The sequence below is a fragment of the Corynebacterium sp. HMSC072A04 genome, assembly GCF_001809235.1.
Lineage (GTDB): Bacteria > Actinomycetota > Actinomycetes > Mycobacteriales > Mycobacteriaceae > Corynebacterium > Corynebacterium hiratae.
Map to the genome: position 1 here is coordinate 12,880 of NZ_KV796724.1, position 15,022 is coordinate 27,901.

A 15,022-nucleotide genomic window follows, 5' to 3' on the forward strand; every position below is an offset into this window, starting at 1 on the left:
TTTGGAAGGTCGAAAAAATTTGCCCCCGAGTTACTCTTGCCAACTGGGTCGATAGGTGACGCTGCGGGGGCAAAAGAGCAAACGCCCAGCCGCGGCTTCGGTGCGCGGCGGTAGGGTTTAAAACATGAACAGCCAACACGAATTCGTCCTTCGTACAGTTGAAGAACGCGATATCCGCTTCATTCGCCTCTGGTTCACTGACATCCTGGGGGCGTTGAAATCTGTGGTGATGAGCCCCTCCGAATTGGAATCTGCCTTCGAGGAAGGTGTTGGCTTCGATGGCTCCTCGGTGGAGGGATTCTCCCGTATCTCAGAGGCCGATACTATCGCCATGCCGGATCCCTCAACGTTCCAGATCATGCCCTTCGATAAGGAAGAGCCAGAGCTGTTGTCAGCGCGCATGTTCTGCGACATTACCCAGCCCGATGGGCACCCTTCCCTGGTGGATCCACGCCACATCCTGCGCCGGCAGGTCACAGAGGCGGCCAATGAAGGGTTCACGTGTAAGGCCTCACCGGAGATCGAGTTTTATCTCCTTGAGGATGCGCGTGATATCAACAACCTCATTGCCACCGACAACGGCGGTTACTTCGACCAAGCCACCCACGATAACGCCCCGAGTTTTCGCCGCCGGTCGATGTATGCACTGGAATCCATGGGCATCGCTACGGAATTCAGCCACCATGAAACCTCACCCGGGCAGCAGGAGATCGACTTGCGTCATGCTGATGTGCTGTCCATGGCAGACCACATCATGACGTTCCGCTACCTCATCAAGGAGGTGGCTTCCCAGCAGGGCGTGCATGCCACATTCATGCCCAAGCCTTTCGAAGACCGCTCGGGATCGGGAATGCACACCCACCTCAGCCTGTTTGAAGGCGATTCCAACGCCTTCCACGACCCCGACGATGAGATTTCCCTCTCCAGTACGGGACGGCAGTTCATCGCCGGCATTCTTGAGCATGCAGTGGAAATGACGGCGATCACCAACCAGTGGACCAACTCTTACAAGCGCCTGATGTTTGGCAGCGAAGCCCCGGGGTCGGTGACCTGGGGCGTGTCCAACCGCTCGGCCCTCGTCCGAGTACCGACCTACCGCCTGTCCAAGGAAATGTCGCGACGGGTGGAGATCCGCTCTCTAGACTCAGCGATGAACCCCTACCTGGGATATGCGGTTCTCCTGGCCGCCGGATTGCGCGGTATCAGGGAAGGGTATGAGCTCGGTGATCCGGCCGAGGACAATGTCCATCAGTTGACCCGCCGTGAGCGCCGTGCGATGGGGTACAAGGACCTGCCCAGCAGCTTGGACCAAGCACTCCGAGAGTTTGAACGCTCCGAATTCATGGCAGAGGTCCTCGGCGAGCACGTCTTTGAATACTTCCTGCGCGCGAAGTGGGACGAGTGGCATGAGTATCAGCAACAGATCACCGCATTCGAATTGCGCAACAACCTGAACTTCTAGGAGAAGCATGCGTCCTGTGTCAGTACCGTCCCCGGCGACTCTCGGCCTTACCCGGCCAACTGCTGCGGAGGATCTTTCCCGTCTCGAGTGGGATAATCCAGAATCCCTGGAGCTGCTGTGGACACTGGCCGGAACCGGTGATCCCGACATGGCCCTCAACACGTTGATGAGGATCTTCGAGGGAGCGCCCGAGATTGGGCCGGCGATGCGTGAAGACGAAACCCTTCGAGTTCGGCTGCTTGCCCTTTTGGGCGGCTCCTCGGCGTTCGGTGATCACCTCGCCGCCCACCCGGAGACCTGGCAAGAACTGCAACGCCCGTTGCCCACCCCAACGGAAATGCTGAACACACTATTGGACGAGGTGGGGGCGGAACCGGCGACGTACGCAGAGCAACCAGACCGCCCAGACACGGCGAACCCCGAGCTGACATCGCCCGGCACCTACCGCGCATCCCCTGGTGACCACAAAGCATCGCTCAAGGTGGCATACCGGACGCTGATGATGCGCATCGCCGCGCATGACCTCGCCGGTACCTTCCACTCCCGCAAGGGGCAGTCGCGGCCGCAACCACGAGTAGGGTTTCGTGAAGTCACCAGGCTGACGACGGCTCTCGCAGATGCTGCCTTGACTGCCGCACTCGCGGGTGCGGTCCGTGTGGTCTATGGTGATGAGCCCCTCGATGCGCAGCTGGCAGTTGTCGCGATGGGCAAGTGTGGCGCGGGGGAGTTGAACTATATCTCCGATGTGGACGTTATCTTCGTGGGCTCGGAGGCGACGCCAAAGGTTACGCGCTTAGCATCGGAGTTCAATCGAATCGGCTCGGCCTGCTTCTTCGAGGTCGACGCCAACCTGCGTCCGGAAGGAAAATCCGGCGCTCTCGTCCGAACTCTGGATTCGCACGTGGCCTACTACAAGCGGTGGGCGGAGACCTGGGAGTTCCAGGCACAACTGAAGGCGCGACCGCAGACCGGCTACCTACCCCTAGGCAAGGATTATGTGAGCCAGATCGGGCCCATGGTGTGGACTGCCTCGCAACGGGAGTCCTTTGTGGAAGACGTACAGGCTATGCGCCGCCGCGTGCTCGAGAACGTCCCGGAAGAGATGCGCCTTCGAGAACTCAAACTGGGGGAGGGCGGTCTGCGCGATGTAGAGTTCGCAGTCCAATTGCTGCAGTTGGTGCACGGTCGCTCGGATGAATCGTTGCGCACGCTCGCGACGGTCGATGCACTCGCCGCACTCGTGCGCGCCGGGTACGTAGGGCGCGAGGATGGCACCCAGCTCATCGAGGCCTACGAGTTTCTTCGTCTGCTGGAGCACCGCCTCCAATTGGAGCGTTTCCGCCGAACACATACGTTGCCGGCGAAGGATGACAACACGGCGCTCGAGTGGCTGGCCATCAACTCGGGCTTTCACCCGCAGGGCCACCAGTCGGCGGCGGACCGGATGAACATCCATCTCCGGAAGATTCGCCTGCTTATCTCTGAGCTCCACTCGCGCTTGTTCTACCGCCCGCTGCTCAATTCCGTGGCATCGATGTCAGCGGACGAGCTCAAGCTGTCGCGCGAGGCAGCCCTCCTGCAGCTGGCAGCGCTGGGCTATCGCCATCCGGACAGAGCCTTCGAGCATCTGACTTCTTTGGCCGCGGGCCAGTCGCGCAAGGCCCGCATCCAGGCCATTTTGCTGCCCACGTTGATGGAGTGGCTCTCGAGCACCGCGGATCCAGACATGGGCTTGTTGAACTACCGCAAGCTTTCGGAGGCAGCTTACGACCGAACCTGGTTCCTGCGCATGCTTCGCGACGAAGGCGTCGTCGGCCAGCGCCTCATGAAAATTCTGGGCACCTCGCCGTTTACGTCGGAGCTCATCATTCGGGCGCCAGACGTCGTCAAGCAGCTCTCCGACGGCGCGGCGGGGCCCAAGCTTCTGGAAACCAAACCCGAGCAAGTGTCCTCTGCTTTGGTCAATTCCACCAAGCGTCATGCGGATCCGGACAAGGCCGTCTCGGTCGCGCGGTCTCTTCGCCGCGCGGAGTTGGCACGAATTGCCGCAGCGGATCTTCTGGGATTCCTGCCGGTTCAGCAAGTCTGTTACGAGTTGTCCACCATCTGGAATGCGGTGTTGGAGGCAGCGCTCCGCGCCGAGGTCAGGGCGTGGCGGCTGGAGAACGACAATGACGAACCACCGGCTCGCATCGCCGTGATCGGCATGGGGCGGCTCGGTGGCATGGAGCTGGGTTTCGGTTCGGATGCCGATGTCATCGTGGTAGCGGAGCCAGTTGCAGGCAACCCCGAAGAGGAGGCGCTGCCCTGGGCCATCGGCATCATTGAGAAGCTGCGCCGCCGCCTGGCAAAACCGTCCGGCGATCCGCCCTTGGACGTTGACCTAGGTTTGCGGCCAGAGGGGCGCTCGGGAGCGGTCGCGCGCTCCATTGAGTCCTATGAGCGCTACTACTCACAGTGGGGCGAGCCGTGGGAGATGCAAGCGCTGCTCCGCGCTGCCTTTGTGGCGGGTGATGAGGACGTTGGCCAGCGTTTCCTCACCATGGTGGATGCTTTCCGTTACCCGCCGAAGGGCGTGAGCGAGAAAACCATTCGTGACATTCGTCGCATGAAGGCGCGCGTTGACAATGAGCGCCTACCGCGCGGCGCGGACCGCAATACCCATACCAAGCTGGGGCGCGGTGGGTTGACGGATATCGAATGGACCGTCCAACTGCTCCAAATGATGCATGCCCACGAGGTACCGGCGCTGCATGAGCCGTCCACGCTGCGCGTCCTCGATGCCCTCGAAGACAATGAAGTCATACCCGTGCACCAGGTACAGGAGCTGCGGGAGGCCTGGCTCTTGGCCACCGATGCCCGAAACGCTTTGGTATTGGTTCGCGGCAAGCGCGTGGACCAGCTGCCGGCACCGGGGCCGCAGCTGGCGCAGGTGGCTGGCGCTGCAGGGTGGGATCCCGAACATAACCAGGATTTTCTCGACCATTACCTCAAGATCACCCGCCACGCCCGCAAGGTGGTCGACGAGGTGTTCTGGGGGGAGGCGGAATCCTTCGAGCACGACTAAAAGCAGCTGTCCTACCCCCTTAGCCGGGCCCTGAGCCTACCCGGATCTATCCCTGATCTTGGTTCCGTGCCCTGTTCATACCGGTGCTAAGCCGATAGCCTGGGCAGCAGTTACTTTCCCAGCCTTCTAAGGAGCACACTATGAGCCTCAACCTATCCCTCGACTTGAGCGATGCCACCCTCGCGGACCTTGAAGCCTTCCTTGCCGCGGCCCGCGCTGCTGGGTGCGATCCCGCAGCCGCGCTGAGCGTGGAGGGGACGGTGATGCACGTCGTCGCCAAGCCCCGCGTCCGCCCCGACGTTTCGAAACCTGATACGCCACGTCGCACCAACCTTGACCGCTCCGCAGCGGAGTCCACCATCCGTTCCATCATCGATGCCCTCTCTGAGCGCCTTGATCCACCGCACCCTCCGCACGGGACTTCCTTTGGGACGTTTGGGCCGAGCGTGGATTAATCCGATGAGCTATAGGGAAGCCTAGAATTATGCCCGTGAAGTCCAAGCAGATCATCGCCGTATGGGTCCTCGTGGTGGCGGCCGTCATCACCGTCGTCGGCGCAGGCTGGTGGGTCACGGAGAGGAATCACGTACCGGAGGGAGCACTGACGGTGGAGCAGGTCGTCAATGGTGGCGTGCCGCAGGATCAGTCGGTGAATGCCCACCTCGACCCCACCGAAAATGACCGTATCGTGGCCCTGGCGGAGGCGCTGGGGATCCCGTCGGAATCGGTCCCGCGTGGCCTGCTTTCAGTGGCGTCGGATAGGTACAGGTCCCGCCAGGTCCTCGAAGCCGATCTGGACAAGGCCGTTGAGGCGGGCGCCATCACCAAGGAAGAGGCCAAGGGGGCGCTTTCTGCCTTCGACGCTGGCATCGTCGCCCCGGTGGAGGGACCGATCTTCGTGGAGTCGACCCCGGCTGAATAGTCCCAGCTGGCAACGCTGGCACTGAAGTCACAGGGACTGGCAGGTGATGCGCAGTCAATGAGGATCTGTCTCGCAGCCGCGGCTCTTAAGCTCACACGCACAGATAACGAAACGATAAAGGTTGGTGCGTTGAGGTGGAGAAACGACGAAAACTACGTGAGCTGCTCAGGACCGCAGTGGGGGTGAGCATCGCCGTTCTTGTACCCATCGGCGGCGGGCTGGGCGTCTTCGAAGTGGCCAACGGGGTGCCCCTTGAGGCTTCGTTGAGCGCCCTGTCCCTCCAGTAGCCCAGCCTTGTACTAACTCACCTGGATGATTTTGGCGTGCGGGCCGTCCTCCTCGCCCCGGCTGCGCAGGACGTGCGTGATGAGGACACCTGCTATGCCGATGCACCACACACCGAAGACTGCCCAAGCGGCAAGCTGGAAATCAGAGAACGGATAATCCGGCCCATTGCCCAAGTGGTCCAGTACTACGCCGACCAGCTGGGCGCCGATGACTGTGGCCAGGAAGCCGCCCATGTTGCCCAGGCCCGTTGCTGTGGCGACCACCTTACGGTCGAGGTTTTCGCGGACAATGTCGAATCCATAATTTGCCACCGGTGTGCACAAGGACACCACGCTGATGAGGATGATCAGTGAGAGGTAGCTGCCGCCGAAGAGGAAGAACAGGACCCACACCGTGCAATGCACAGCCACAAATCCTAAGGCGAGCCAGGGGCGGAAACCTCTGGCCCTGGACGATAACCTGCCGTGCAGGGGGCCTACCAGCACCATGCACACGGTAAACCACGTCAGGGCCCAACCGGCGCTGGTCTTGGAAAATCCCATGCCCGCCGTCATCATGGGCATGCCCCACAGCATGACAAACACGTTGGTGGCGGCAAGACCGACCCAGTGAATGAAGAATGCCTGCCAGGCCACGGGCGAACGGAAAACCTGGGAGAGCAGTGCGCCCATGCTCTCTGGCTGCGCGTTCGGCTTTTCCTTCGGCTTCTTTACGATTCCGAGCGTTTCCGGGGAATCAGCAACTGCCACCGCGGCGGCGACAGCGATGAGAATGCCCACCGCGCCCAAGGTAACGAAGGCCAAGGTCCATCCGCCCCAGCCCAGAAGCATGGCAAAAGGTAGGGCAGAGATAAACTGACCCAGCTGTCCCAGGGAGGAGGTGACCTGCGTGAACATGGGGGTGCGGTGCAGCGGGAACCAGTAAGGCAGGATGCGCATCACCGACAAGAAGGCGGTGGCATCACCCGCGCCGATGAGCAGACGGGCGGCAATGGCTACCCAATAATTGCTGGTGAAACCGAGGCTCACCTGGCCCACGCCCATGATGATGGAACCAATGACTAGCAGGCGCCGCGGGCCGAACTTATCGATGAGCATGCCCGTCGGGATCTGCGCCAGTGAATAAATTCCCAGTTGTACAGAGGTGAAAACAGCAATGCGCGAGGCATCGACCTCGAAGCGATCAATGGCCTCAAGCCCCGCTACGCCAAAAGATGTGCGGCCGGTAATTGCCACGATGTAGACCAACACCGCAGCTACCCACACGGAGAGAGCCTTAGTGGTAATTACATTGCGAGGATGAGGAACCGACATGGCTGATACTTTACGCGTCACCAACTAAGATGCAGGGGGTGAAGTACATTTCGACCCGCGATACCGACCGCCAGCCCGCCTCCTTTACGGATATCCTCCTCGGAGGTCTGGCCCCCGATGGCGGCCTTTACCTGCCGGAAACCTACCCCCGCATCGATGACGCCACCATGACTAACTGGCGCCAGACGCTGGCGGAGGGTGGCTACGCGGCCTTGGCCGCGGAAGTGCTCAAGCTTTTTGTGGATGATATTCCCGCAGAAGACCTCGAAGGAATTGCCCAGCGCGCCTACACCTACCCCAAGTTTGGCCACGAGGAGATCGTCCCCGTCAGCGAACTGGGGGAGGGCCTCTACATTGGCCACCTCTCTGAGGGGCCAACGGCCGCCTTCAAGGACATGGCCATGCAGATGTTGGGCGAACTCTTCGAATACGAGCTGGCCCGCCGCGGCGAAACCCTCAACATTCTGGGTGCTACCTCGGGTGACACCGGTTCCTCGGCGGAGTATGCCATGCGCGGGCGCAAGGGCATCCGCGTCTTCATGCTGACCCCGGCTGGGCGCATGACGCCATTCCAGCAGGCCCAGATGTTCGGCCTGGATGACCCGAATATCTGCAACATCGCTCTGGACGGCGTGTTTGATGATTGTCAGGACGTGGTCAAGGCGGTATCGGCCGACGCCAACTTCAAGGCCGAGAACCGCATCGGTGCGGTGAACTCCATTAACTGGGCCCGCCTCATGGCGCAGGTGGTGTACTACATCAACTGCTACCTCAAGGTCACTACGGAAAACACCGAAAAAGTCTCCTTCAGCGTGCCTACCGGCAACTTCGGCGATATCTGCGCCGGCCACATCGCTCGCCAGATGGGGCTGCCCATCGACCGCCTCATTGTGGCAACCAATGAAAACGACGTGCTCGATGAGTTCTTCCGCACCGGCAGCTACCGTCCGCGCTCCTCGGAGCAAACCCACAAGACCTCGTCGCCGTCGATGGATATTTCCCGCGCCTCCAACTTCGAGCGCTTCGCCTTCGATCTGCTGGGCCGCGATGCCGCACAGATCAAGGAGCTGTTCGGGACGAAGGTGAAGGAAGGCGGATTTAACGTCGATAAGCAGGCACTTGACGCCGCCCACGCGGAGTACGGTTTCCTGTCCGGTTCCTCCACCCACGCGGACCGCCTCGCCACCATTAAGGATGTCCACGAGCGCTACGACGTGCTGGTGGATCCGCACACCGCGGACGGCATCAAGGTCGCCCGCGCGGTACAGGAAGAATATGGGGTCGACACCCCCATCATCTGCCTAGAGACCGCCCTGCCGGTGAAGTTTGCGGAGACCATCAAGGAGGCCATCGGCAGCGAGCCGGAGGTGCCGGAGCGTTTCGCCGGCATCCTGGAGGCCGAGCGCTACGTCACGGATCTGCCCAATGATGCAGCGGCGGTGAAGGACTACATCACGCAGTACATCAGCAACACGGAGGTTTAAGACAATGGGACAGGAACAATTCTCGGGCCCGGAGTACTTCACCGAGTTTGATCCGGAGAAGTTCATCCGCGACATGAAGCAGGTCGCTGAGATGGAGAAAGAAAATAAGGAGAATAAGGCGGACTCGGGTGAGGCTGCATCCGCGACGGAAGACTAGCCGGCGCCTCCTTGGGATACTGAGCACAGCGGGGTTGGCGCTGGCCGGGTGCACCGTGCCGATGGGAGCCGGACCCGTACAGAAGGCAGCCTCCAGCTCAGCTGTCTACTCCACCGTGGCGCCAGCTGAGCCGCAGGTGCATTCGCCGGATTCCTCCCCGGTGCCACCGGGCGCGGCGTTGGATATTTCGACCACGCAGCCCGTGCCCGGCGAAGCCTTTGACTTCAACCTGTGCACGGTTGCGTGGAGCTTCGTGCTTGACGACGCCCGCACCATCGCCGTCACCGCTTCCCATTGCGGTGAGCCGGGGGATACCGTGTGGGCAGGCGCTGCCGACGGTGAATTTGTCTACCCGGCAGAGCCCGTCGGCACCATTATCTACTCCGATCTCAGCGCGCCGGAAACGCACCAGCTGGATTTCGCTTTGGTGGAAATCACCAGGGAGGCTGAGTTTTATGTCCCGCGGGACATGCCCACTACCGTCGTCGCGGCGGATGAACACATGTTGCCTGACAGCGTCTGCAAGCTGGGCCGCATCACCGGTGAGACCTGCGGCCCGCTGACGCACCGTGAGGGGCAGGGCAAACTCCAGTTTGATGACCGCACGGTGGAGACCGTCGCGGCGCGCGCCCAGGTGTGCTCCACACACGGCGATTCCGGCGCTCCGGTATATGGTGCGCCGGGCAGCCCTTATGAGGACGTGATTGTGGGGGTGCTGTCGGGCACCACTGATGCGGCAGCCAGCAGTGAGGGGTGCGCGGATGGTTCGGAAGCACAGATGTCGTTTACACCTGCCTCCGAGATCGAGAAACTCCTGCCGGAGATTCTGGCGTGGGTCTAAGGCGCTAAGATAAAGCCCATGCCTACTCCTGATTTCATTGTGTCCCTGCGTGAGAAAATTGGTCACGACCAGCTCTTTTTGCCCAGTGTGACCGCGGTTATCGTGCGGGCCGTGCCCACGGGGTCCGCTATCTGGGAGTTGCCATCGGTGCTGCTTGCCCAGCGTGCCGATAACGGTGCGTGGGGTCCTATCTCCGGAATCTGTGAGCCGGGTGAGGAGGTCACGGCGACCGCACTGCGGGAGGTCAAAGAGGAAATTGGCCTCGATGGTCGCATCGAAGCGCTCCTCGGCGTGGGCCAGGTCGGCCCCGTGGTCTACCCCAACGGTGATGAGTGCATGTTCATAGATACCGCCATCCGTGTCTCCGTCCCGGATGATGCGGAGCCGGTGATCTCCGATGAGGAGAACGTGGCCGCGCAGTGGTTTTCGGTGGCACAGATGCCGACGTCCGTCAGCGCCCGCCACCGTATGATCATCGGGGATGCTGTGGCGCAGATGAAACATCCGCAGGGCTTCCGGCCGCGGATGGGCTACGTCAAGCGCACCTCTTAATCTGGTTTTAGTGGTTCAACCAGGTGTTTTCTGCTGCCAGCATGGCTGTGGCAAGCGGGGAAAACTGGCCTCCGGCGACATTGGGAGAACGTGTCAATATCATTGGAAATGCATAAAAAACATTGCTATCTGAAACTATCCCGCATAGCTTCAGGGCCATGTTGTCACTCAGATTCAAGAAAGTAACCATCGCCACAACCTTCGCCGCATTCGCTGGCACGGCACTCGGAACCGGGGTTGCCTCCGCAGCAGAGCCTTCTTCTGGAATCTCCTTCGGCTCCAGCTCCGGTGAGCTGGCACAGCTGAGCTCCACACTGTTTGGTAGCTCGAAGCCTGCTCCGGAAAACCCCGAGAACCCAGAAGCACCGGAAGGTTCTGGCCTGATTGAAAAGGTAGAGGACGTGGAGGGCCTCACGGAACCTCTGACGGCTGACCAGGCCAAGGAGGTGCTCAACGGTTCCTTTGCTGCAAAGAAAAACGACGCCATCGGCGTTGGCTTTCAGGAGGATGGAGCGCTAGGGATCGATGACGGCTGCAATGCTGGCGGCGGAACCTATTCCATCGAAGCCGATACGGGCGCCCTAGAAGTCAAGGATCTCATGTCCACCAAGATGGCCTGCGAGCCCGCAGTGATGGCAGACGCCCGTGCCTTCACTTCGATTCTAATGGCGAAGCCGCAGGTCTATGTCATCGATGACAGTACCATTGCATTGGTCAGCCAGGGACACGCGGTGCAGTTTGTCAAGGATGCTGAGCCTGAGAAAACTAAGTAATAACACGTCATCGGTGGCCAACCCCAGTAGGAGGTTGGCCACTTTCTGTGTTTTAGTCTGCGGCCTGTAAGGGGATAGGGGAGTTGTAGAGTTGCCTCAAAGTATCATCGGAAACGCATGAAATGGGTTGATGTTGGCGGCCGCGGCCGATAGCTTCGGAGCCATGATTTCACGCACACTGAAGAAAGTAACCACTGCAACTGCGTTCGTCGCCCTCGCAGGCGGCGTCCTGGGTGCCGGTACTGCCGGTGCGCAAGAGCTGTCCTCCGTCGATTCCCTGCAGTCCAGCCAGATCCAGGAGCTGAGCTCCCGCCTGTTCGGTGACTCCTTCTCTTCCTCGAAGGACTCAGAAGCACCGGAAGGTTCCGGGCTGATTGAGAAGTACGAGGACGTCGACGGCCTGCAGGACAAGCTGCCGGCCGATGAAGCCCAGAAGGTTCTCAACGGCACCTTCACCGCAAAGAAGAACCCAGCGATTTCCGTGACCTTCAATGACGATGGAACCCTAGCCTACAACGATGGCTGCAACTCCGGTGGCGCTAGCTACAAGCTGGATCAGACCGATGCCATTGTGGTGGAGAACCTGAACTCTACGTTGCGCGCCTGCGCCCCTGATGCCATGGCCGACGCCGATGCGCTCAAGGCTATCCTCTCCGCCAAGCCAGTTGTTTTCCCCGTAGAGGGCAACACCTTTGCGTTGGGCAGCCAGGGCCAGGTCATCCAGTTTGAGAAGGCCGAAAACTAAGGCTTGTTAAGCATCCAGTAATTCACGTGGCGGGGCTAGTCCGAGACTGGGCTGGCCCCGCTTGTGCGTGCGCGCCGGCCCTCGAGGAGCCAGCCAACGAAGCGGCAGGAGCAGGCAGACCAGTGCGCGATAAGGAGCACCGGGATGCTGAGCGCGATGACGTCGAGAAGCTCCGAGCCATTCACCAGCGCTACCTGGTGACCACCCATGCTGACCGTTCCCGGTGGGAATGTGCAGGCCCACCACGCGGGCGAGTAATCCACCCAGCGAGCCACGTTGGGGTAGAAGGTGACCATGGCATAAAGCGCGAGGGGGATGGCAATCACCATGGCGGTGAGCCCGTAGTAGACAGAGAAACTACCGGGGTAGAGGATCTGCATGGCGGTAGTGGATTGGCCCACCACGCCCAGCGGCACCCATGCCGTCGCGGAGTTGGCGCCGGTGAGGTTGACTTTGCCGTGCCAAGCAGCCCAATACACGCGGATGAAGATGGGGACCGCAGTGGAGATAGACATGATGAATAAAACGGTGCCCATCACGTGGTAGGCGCGCCCGTAGTCGAGGGCGAGGAAGCCGGCTACGGAGGAGGAAATCATGGGGCCGACCAGCGGCAGGCCCCAGGTAAACCGCGGCTGACCGTCGAAGCGGGTGAGCTGGATGGCCCACGTGATGACGGTGACCGGGCCACCGATCCAGAAGCCCACTAGGCGGAAGGTTCCGATATCCGTCAACCCGGACAGCGCTGCGCCGAGCGCCAGGATGCCGATGAAATACATAGACCACTCGGCCATCGAGGTCCGCGCGAAGCTGGGCTGCCGATACACCGCGAAACCCACCGTCAGTACGAGAAGGATGACGCAGGATAGCGCTGCGAAGATGGCAGAGCCAGTGAGCATGCCTTCCTCAACGAGCAGCCGGGAGACGATGGATGTTCCCATGAGGCTGCCGCCCCACGCGGGGCCGGGCGGTGGTAGTTGGCGGAATCTATCAGTCACAGAGGGGAATAGTAACCATTTACTGCGCACATGTCCCTTGTACTGTGGTTGATCAGCACGTGAGATTGCGCCATTGTGGGCGCGCCAGTAGGGGAGAACACAGTGGGGCTGTTGTATTAGGCGGTGATACGACGACAGGCTCCGACGAATCAAGCGAAACGTCGAAGCCTGTCGTACCTGTCATATCAGTGCAGCTAGGACAGCTTACCTCTAGCAGTCGTAGTACATCTCAAATTCCTGCGGAGTCGGACGCAGGCGCACCGGTGCGATTTCGTTCTCACGCTTGTAGTTGATGTAGGTCTCGATGAGGTCCTCGGAGAAGACATCGCCTTCAGTGAGGAAGTCGTTGTCCTCCTCAAGCGCTGCGATGGACGCCTCCAGGGAGGTCGGTGCCTGCGGAATCGAGGCAGCCTCTGCCGGCGGCAGCTCGTAGAGGTCCTTATCCACCGGGGCGTGCGGCTCAATGCGGTTCTTGATGCCGTCGAGGCCTGCCATCATCATGGCGGCGAAACCGAAGTAGGGGTTGCCGGACGGGTCCGGCGCACGGAACTCAATACGCTTGGCCTTCGGGTTGGAGCCGGTAATCGGGATACGGATGGCGGCCGAGCGGTTGCGCTGCGAGTACACCAGGTTGATCGGTGCCTCAAAGCCCGGAACCAGGCGGTGGTAGGAGTTCAGGGTTGCGTTCGTGAACGCCAGAACCGCCGGTGCGTGGGCCAGGATGCCACCGATGTAGTAGCGGGCAATGTCAGACAGTCCCGCGTAGCCGGCCTCATCGTGGAAGAGCGGCTTGCCATCCTGCCACAGGGACATGTGGGCGTGCATGCCGGAGCCGTTATCGCCGGCCAGCGGCTTAGGCATGAAGGTCACGGTCTTGCCGAACTGCTCCGCGGTGTTCTTGATGATGTACTTGAAGGTCTGAATATCATCCGCCGCGTGCAGCAGGGAGTGGAAGCGGTAGTTGATCTCGTTCTGGCCGCTGCCCACCTCGTGGTGGAAACGCTCGATGACAAAGCCTGCCTTCTGCAGCTGCTCCACCATGGCGTCGCGAACTTCGCCGTGCTTGTCGACGGGCGCCGTAGGGAAGTAGCCGCCCTTCACGCGAGTCTTAAAACCGGTGTTCGGGGTGCCATCGAAGTTGGTCTCGGAACCGCGGTTCCACCAGCCTTCATCGGTATCAACCTCGTAGAAGCCGTGGTTAACGTCGGTGCTGTAGCGCACGGAGTCGAAAATATAGAACTCAGCCTCGGCGCCGAAGTTACAGGTGTCCGCGATGCCGGTGGAAGCGAGGTACTCCTCAGCCTTGCGCGCGATGTTGCGCGGGTCGCGGCTAAAGGGCTCCAAGGTAAACGGGTCGTGGACGAAGAACTTGATGTTCAGGGTCTTCGCGGTGCGGAAAGGATCCACGAAGGCGGTCTTCGGATCCGGCAGCAGCGTCATATCGGACTCATCGATGGTGGTAAATCCGCGGATGGAAGAACCATCAAAGGCGAGGCCTTCGGCAGCTGCGTCTTCAGTAAATTCCTCGGCCGGAATAGAGAAGTGGTGCTCAGTGCCGGGGACGTCCGTAAATCGGATGTCAACGAACTTGACGTCCTCTTCCTTGATGAATGCGATGACGTCCTGGATTGTCTCAAAGGACACGGTGGTCTCCTGTTGGTTGACGTGTAGTACTCCCGACTAGTTTACAGGTATTGGCTTTGTCGCTGGGGTGTCTGGGGCACGTGGAGGCAAATTTTCTGCTTAGCAGAGACGACGGCTAGATTGGTGGGCATGTCTGATAACAACGATGGCTTTGAGAACGGGCAGTGGCCTGGGCAAACAATGGGCTTGCCCAAGGAGGGCTCAGGTTCCCTGGCTTCTGTAATGCGGCGCACTTTTGGCGTTCTCATTGACTGGCTCTTGGCAATGCTGATAGCCAATCTCCTCGAGCTCTTTACGAATTCGCTCGGTGGCCCGGCATTCTTGGGCTATGCGGTGTGGGTAGTCATGGGCATCGTGTGCGGTTGGCTCTTCGCCCGCACCCCGGGCATGGCGCTGCTGGGGATGGGAGTCGCACGTCTTGATGTGCCGGGCTCTTCCGTTGGCTTGTGGCGAGCCGCGGTCCGCACGCTGCTGACTGCTGTGCTGTTCCCCGCGGCGATGGTGGATGCCGACGGGCGTGGCCTCCACGACCGCGCCACCGGCACGGCCGTCATCATGGCCTAAAGCTTGGTCAGCGCTAGCCGGTCGCATCCGCCACAGATGCCCCACAAATGGTAGAACCATCTGACGAAACCTGGTCACGAAGGCTACGACGGTTCTAAAGCAACGAAGAATCGCAAGGTAAAGAAGGGGTCCCTTCCGAGAATCTCGGAAGGGACCCCTTCTTGTGTGGAACGAGGGGGCTTATTGGACCTGACCCCTGTTTGGTAGACACCTGA

The 15,022-nt window shown here is 60.7% G+C and carries 14 protein-coding genes; 11 read left to right on the plus strand and 3 right to left on the minus strand.

Annotation, left to right across the window (positions count from 1 at the left end; genetic code table 11):
- Positions 1-124: 124 nt before the first annotated feature.
- The 4 genes from HMPREF2565_RS00590 to HMPREF2565_RS00605 all read left to right on the plus strand — a co-directional run bounded on the left by HMPREF2565_RS00590 (position 125) and on the right by HMPREF2565_RS00605 (position 5,451).
- Positions 125-1,462, plus strand: a complete 1,338-nt coding sequence (locus tag HMPREF2565_RS00590; protein WP_046647739.1) for a glutamine synthetase family protein — start codon at positions 125-127, stop codon at positions 1,460-1,462.
- Between the two features lie 7 nt (positions 1,463-1,469).
- Positions 1,470-4,529: a bifunctional [glutamine synthetase] adenylyltransferase/[glutamine synthetase]-adenylyl-L-tyrosine phosphorylase gene (locus tag HMPREF2565_RS00595; RefSeq protein WP_071406719.1), complete on the plus strand. Its 3,060-nt coding sequence runs from the start codon at positions 1,470-1,472 to the stop codon at positions 4,527-4,529.
- Between the two features lie 140 nt (positions 4,530-4,669).
- Positions 4,670-4,984 (plus strand): hypothetical protein, encoded by a 315-nt coding sequence (locus HMPREF2565_RS00600; RefSeq protein ID WP_071406720.1) that lies wholly within the window; start codon positions 4,670-4,672, stop codon positions 4,982-4,984.
- 29 nt (positions 4,985-5,013) lie between these two features.
- Positions 5,014-5,451, plus strand: coding sequence for a hypothetical protein (locus tag HMPREF2565_RS00605; protein WP_070517377.1), 438 nt, complete (start codon positions 5,014-5,016; stop codon positions 5,449-5,451).
- Positions 5,452-5,750: 299 nt separating this feature from the next.
- On the opposite strand, the gene HMPREF2565_RS00610 is transcribed toward HMPREF2565_RS00605, so the two are convergent.
- Entirely contained in the window at positions 5,751-7,052 is a 1,302-nt protein-coding gene (locus HMPREF2565_RS00610) for an MFS transporter (protein ID WP_070517379.1), read from the minus strand.
- A gap of 38 nt (positions 7,053-7,090) precedes the next feature.
- On the opposite strand from HMPREF2565_RS00610, the gene thrC reads away from it, so the two are divergent.
- The 6 genes from thrC to HMPREF2565_RS00635 all read left to right on the plus strand — a co-directional run bounded on the left by thrC (position 7,091) and on the right by HMPREF2565_RS00635 (position 11,604).
- On the plus strand, positions 7,091-8,536 hold the full coding sequence (gene thrC, locus HMPREF2565_RS00615; RefSeq protein WP_071406721.1) for a threonine synthase: 1,446 nt from the start codon (positions 7,091-7,093) through the stop codon (positions 8,534-8,536).
- Positions 8,537-8,540: 4 nt separating this feature from the next.
- Positions 8,541-8,693, plus strand: a complete 153-nt coding sequence (locus HMPREF2565_RS13860) for a hypothetical protein (protein ID WP_168162647.1) — start codon at positions 8,541-8,543, stop codon at positions 8,691-8,693.
- 61 nt (positions 8,694-8,754) lie between these two features.
- A complete protein-coding gene (locus tag HMPREF2565_RS00620; RefSeq protein WP_246819090.1) occupies positions 8,755-9,534 on the plus strand; it encodes a trypsin-like serine protease in 780 nt (259 codons plus the stop codon).
- Positions 9,535-9,552: 18 nt separating this feature from the next.
- Positions 9,553-10,086: an NUDIX hydrolase gene (locus HMPREF2565_RS00625; protein ID WP_071406722.1), complete on the plus strand. Its 534-nt coding sequence runs from the start codon at positions 9,553-9,555 to the stop codon at positions 10,084-10,086.
- Positions 10,087-10,244: 158 nt separating this feature from the next.
- Entirely contained in the window at positions 10,245-10,859 is a 615-nt protein-coding gene (locus tag HMPREF2565_RS00630; protein ID WP_071406723.1) for an META domain-containing protein, read from the plus strand.
- A gap of 163 nt (positions 10,860-11,022) precedes the next feature.
- Positions 11,023-11,604 (plus strand): META domain-containing protein, encoded by a 582-nt coding sequence (locus HMPREF2565_RS00635; protein ID WP_246819091.1) that lies wholly within the window; start codon positions 11,023-11,025, stop codon positions 11,602-11,604.
- A 35-nt stretch (positions 11,605-11,639) separates the two neighbouring features.
- On the opposite strand, the gene HMPREF2565_RS00640 is transcribed toward HMPREF2565_RS00635, so the two are convergent.
- Entirely contained in the window at positions 11,640-12,599 is a 960-nt protein-coding gene (locus HMPREF2565_RS00640) for a TDT family transporter (protein ID WP_210385858.1), read from the minus strand.
- 210 nt (positions 12,600-12,809) lie between these two features.
- On the minus strand, positions 12,810-14,243 hold the full coding sequence (gene glnA, locus HMPREF2565_RS00645) for a type I glutamate--ammonia ligase (RefSeq protein ID WP_071406726.1): 1,434 nt from the start codon (positions 14,241-14,243) through the stop codon (positions 12,810-12,812).
- A 129-nt stretch (positions 14,244-14,372) separates the two neighbouring features.
- On the opposite strand from glnA, the gene HMPREF2565_RS00650 reads away from it, so the two are divergent.
- Positions 14,373-14,807: an RDD family protein gene (locus HMPREF2565_RS00650; protein ID WP_071406727.1), complete on the plus strand. Its 435-nt coding sequence runs from the start codon at positions 14,373-14,375 to the stop codon at positions 14,805-14,807.
- Positions 14,808-15,022 lie beyond the last annotated feature (215 nt).